General features: G+C 66.2%; 5 protein-coding genes. All 5 read right to left on the reverse strand.

Features of this window, described 5'->3' with window-relative positions; translation table 11 throughout:
* Positions 1 to 607: alpha/beta hydrolase (locus JOZ00_RS24820; protein ID WP_293349500.1), on the reverse strand; the 607-nt coding region annotated here is incomplete at its 3' end.
* Positions 608 to 651: 44 nt separating this feature from the next.
* On the reverse strand, positions 652 to 2,031 hold the full coding sequence (locus JOZ00_RS24825; protein ID WP_293349503.1) for an FAD-binding oxidoreductase: 1,380 nt from the start codon (positions 2,029 to 2,031) through the stop codon (positions 652 to 654).
* Positions 2,028 to 2,879, reverse strand: a complete 852-nt coding sequence (locus tag JOZ00_RS24830) for a phytanoyl-CoA dioxygenase family protein (RefSeq protein WP_293349506.1) — start codon at positions 2,877 to 2,879, stop codon at positions 2,028 to 2,030. Before JOZ00_RS24830 ends, JOZ00_RS24825 begins: the two co-directional genes overlap by 4 nt.
* 31 nt (positions 2,880 to 2,910) lie before the next feature.
* Positions 2,911 to 3,363: an SRPBCC family protein gene (locus JOZ00_RS24835; RefSeq protein ID WP_293349509.1), complete on the reverse strand. Its 453-nt coding sequence runs from the start codon at positions 3,361 to 3,363 to the stop codon at positions 2,911 to 2,913.
* Positions 3,360 to 3,964, reverse strand: a 605-nt coding sequence (locus JOZ00_RS24840; protein ID WP_293349512.1) for an SDR family NAD(P)-dependent oxidoreductase, incomplete at its 5' end; no start/stop codon positions are given. The genes JOZ00_RS24835 and JOZ00_RS24840, both read right to left, overlap by 4 nt.

A 3,964-nucleotide genomic window follows, 5' to 3' on the forward strand; every position in this document is an offset into this window, starting at 1 on the left:
CGTGCGTGTGAGTGTTGGCGTTCATCCGGTCGGCCATGAACTTTTGCGTCGCGGGGTTGATCCTGCGGTCTTCCTGCGCGATCAGGTACCAGCTGGGTAGGTCCTTCCACCCCGGTCTCGGCACCGGTTTCTGGATGCACCGGACGGCGATGGGGCGCTGAACCGCTCGCAGTAGGGCGTGCTCTTCTGCGTGTGCATTCTGCGCGAATGCGTCTTCGAAGGCATTGTCCGGCAACCAGATCCAGCCCTCGTTATCGGGCTTGAGCTCCGGGGCCTTCGGATGTGGGGGATTCTTGTAGAACACGTCGGCGACGGTTTCGCCTTCGTCGGGAGCCAGGGCCGCGACGTAGACGAGGGATTGAATGCGCGGGTGACTGGTCGCGCCGATAACGCCGCCGGCATAGGCGTGGCCAGCGAGCACGACCGGTCCTTCGGTGCGGTCGATGGTGCGGATGACCGCGTTGACGTCGTCGTCGAGCGTGGTGAGGGGGATGGGCGCGGCTATGGCGGGGATGTCGGCTTGTTGCAGCGCTTCGATTACCTTGGCCCAGCTTGAGCCGTCGGCCCAGGCGCCGTGGACGAGGACGACAGTCGTTTTGGGTTGCACAACCCAGAATGTTGGCACGCCTTTAGCGGCGGGTCAACATGGCGCTAGTCCGCGGCGAACAACACGTCCGGGTTAAGGATGCCGGCCGGATCGAAGCTCTGCTTGATGCGTCGCATCAGGTCGACCTTCACTGGATCTTCGAGCTTGAGGTAGTACGGGGTCTTGGCGCGGCCGAGGCCGTGTTCGCCGGAAATCGCGCCGCCCAATTCCATTGACAGCGCGAAGATCTCGGTCAGCAGCTTCTTCTTTTTATCGTGGTCCTGACAGAAGATGGCCAGGTGCACGTTGCCGTCGCCGGCGTGTCCGCAGCCCACCGCCGCGCCGCCGGCGCTGATCGCCAACCCGCGCGCGGCGGCGAGGAACTTCGGCATCGCCCCTCGCGGCACCACGGTGTCGATGAGGTCGTCCGCGCCAGCCGCCTTCAACGTCCAGAACGCGTTCTCGCGCGCCTCGATCAGCTTGCGCGCCGAGGCTCCTTCGAGCACATAGACGTCGACCGCACCCAGGTCGCTGACAAGCTCACCGGCTCTCTCGACATCCTCGTCGAGCCGGTCGGCCGTCCGGTTCTCAAGTGCCACAACAAGATACGCTTGGCAGCTGTCGCGGATCGCATCGGGAACGCCCAGCTCGAGATTCTGGGTGTGGATGAGCGCGGCCATCGTCATGTTGTCGATGTATTCCAGGATGTAGGGCACCAGGCCGCTGGCGAGGATCTTGGGTACCGCCTCCATCACCTGGTCGAAGTCGGCGAACGGGGCGAGCACGGTGGCGCTGTGGTCGAGCCTGGGATGCAGCTTGACGGTCACCTCGGTCGCCAGGGCCAGGGTGCCTTCGGAGCCGACGATGAGTTGGGTCAGGTCGTAACCAGTAGACACCTTGGCGATCTTGCCGCCGGTGCGGATGATCTCGCCGGTCGGCAGCACCGCCTGCAACCCAAGCACATTGTTGCGGGCGATCCCGTATTTGACCGCGCGCATCCCGCCGGCGTTGGTCCCGACGTTCCCGCCCACGCTCGACGACAGCTCGCCCGGTTGCACCATGTACCGCAGGCCGGAATCGATTGTGGCCGCGTCGAGTTCGGTCAGCGTCACCCCCGGTTGGACGACGGCGACCTGGTTCGTGATGTCGACCTCCAGGATGGCGTTCATCCGCTCAAAGGAGATCACCAGCCCGTCTGCCCGCGGAATCGCCGCTCCCGACAGGCCGGTCCCGGACCCGCGGGCTGTCACCGGCACACCGTTCTCGGATGCGGCCTTCAAGAGCTGCGAAACTTCTTCTGCACTCGAAGGTTTGGCGACGTACGCCGGCTTTTGCGGCGGCGCCGTCAGCACCTCGTCATGACCGTAGTCATCAGGGATCGCGTCACCGGTCAGCAAGCTGTGTTCGCCAACGATTTCTGTGAAACGCGCCGTCATGTCGCTCATTCTTGTAGCAACCTCAGCGGGTGCACGCCGTCGACTGCGCCGACGAATGGCGGATGGATGCTGTAGCCGATCATCCGTTGAATGTCTTCGGAGACTTCTCGTGCCATGTCGCGCGGGATCGAGAGCGTGTAGGCCTCCATCGGCCGCAGCCACGGTTGGCAGTATTGGGCGGTGATGGCCAGCCTCGCGCGGTCGGTCGTGTTGGCGCCGCCGCCGTGCCACAGGGTTCCGACGAAGAAGACGCAGGAGCCGGCGGGCATGACGACGGGCACCGAAGGATCGTCCGGCCCGGGTGGGCGCCGGCCCCAGCGGTGGCTCCCGGGGTACAGGACGGTCGCGCCGTTGTCGGTAGTGAAGTCGTCGATCGCCCAGATCGTCGCGGCGGCCAACGGATCCCGTGGCCGAGGAATCGGATAGAAGCCGTCGTCATGGTGAGCCAGCTGCGCGGACTCGCCGGGCTGAATGTTGATGGCCTGCAACGCCGAAAGCAGGTAGTTGGCCATCATCAGCCGGTCGAGCACCGCCAGCACCCGCGGATGATCGGCAAGCCGGTCGCACACCCGTGTCCGGCTCAGCACGCTGTAGATGCGCTGGGTTCGGCGTCCTTCGAAAGCGTTGCGCCCGGTGTGCCCAAGCCAAGGGCCGACGACGTCACGGATCTGCTCGCATTCGTCCGCGCTGAGCAGGTTTTCCCAGATGACGTAGCCGTCGCGGTCGAGCGCCGCCATGTCGGCGTCGACGATCGCGGGGTCGACCGAGGCGCCGCCGCTCGCTGTCCACTTGTGGCGGCCAGCCAGATCGGACTTGAGGTCGTCCAGTGTCGTGACGGGGTCGTCACCAATGGTCATAACCAGACCATGGACCCAACTCGACCGGTGGTCAAGTAACCCGTTCGGCCGCGCTGACGAGTCGCCAGGACAGGAAGCGGACCACGCTGCTCAGGAAGGCGTGCATGACCGGCCCCGTGCCGCGCATGCCCTCGGTGAATGAGCCCGTCCAGCGCAGATCGGTGCCTCCCGCTCTCGGCGTCAACAGGAGTTCGGCGCGGTAGTTCTTGGCGGGAAGGCGCGGCCCGATCTGCTCGTAGGCGTGGCGGCGGTTGTGTTCGTAGACAACGGTTTTCTCTCGCATCAGCATCGGCCACATCCCGACCCTGCGGATGGCGCCGACGCCGGCCAGCGAGGGAGAGCCGTGCTGTTCCCAACTCGATTGGACGATAAGCGGTTTCGCCCACTTCGACCAATGGGCGCCGTCGGTCTCCAGACCGAACAACGTCGCGGCCGGTGCCCGGGTGGTGCGGTTGATCTCGAACGAGAACCGTCGGCCGGTCATCGCGCCGCGGCTTTGGTTTTGCCGGCGGGCCGCAGCATCCGCGCGCTCATGAGCGCCGAGATCCAGCCGGGCGAGAGCCGTCCGCCCGTCGCCATGATCCGGAGTCGCCAGCCGGGGACCACCACCGCGCGGCCGCGGTCGAGGCCGCGCAGCCCGGCGGCGACGACGGGACCGGGCGCGGCGAGGCGTTTGTAGATCGCGGTGTGTGAGACGTCCGAGCCGAGCGCGCCGACGAATCCGGTCTCGGTGGGTCCGGGGCACAGTGCCGTCACGGTGACGCCGGTGCCGCGGGTCTCGGCCCATAGCGCTTGGCTCAGCGAGAGCACGAATGCTTTCGAGGCGCCGTAGGTGGCCTGGTAGCTGCCGGGCTGAAAGGCGATTACGGAAGCCACATTCAAGATGCCGCCACGGCCGCGGGCCAGCATCCCGGGAAGAACCGCATGGGTCAGGCGGACCAGCGCGTCGACGTTGACCCCGACCAGGTTGTGCTCGCGGTCGGCCTCGATCTCGGCGAACGGGCCGTAGGTGCCGAACCCCGCGTTGTTGACGAGGACGTCGATTACCCGTCCGTCGAGGCGGGCGATCAGGTCTTCGACCCCGG

The sequence above is a fragment of the Mycobacterium sp. genome, from assembly GCF_019243155.1.
Classification (GTDB): Bacteria; Actinomycetota; Actinomycetes; order Mycobacteriales; family Mycobacteriaceae; genus Mycobacterium.

What these genes read in the sequence shown, in the direction of transcription:
- JOZ00_RS24825 (WP_293349503.1), bottom strand. Translation starts at nt 2,031, where the DNA reads ATGAGCGACATGACGGCGCGTTTCACAGAAATCGTTGGCGAACACAGC.
- JOZ00_RS24830 (WP_293349506.1), bottom strand. Translation starts at nt 2,879, where the DNA reads ATGACCATTGGTGACGACCCCGTCACGACACTGGACGACCTCAAGTCC.
- JOZ00_RS24835 (WP_293349509.1), bottom strand. Translation starts at nt 3,363, where the DNA reads ATGACCGGCCGACGGTTCTCGTTCGAGATCAACCGCACCACCCGGGCA.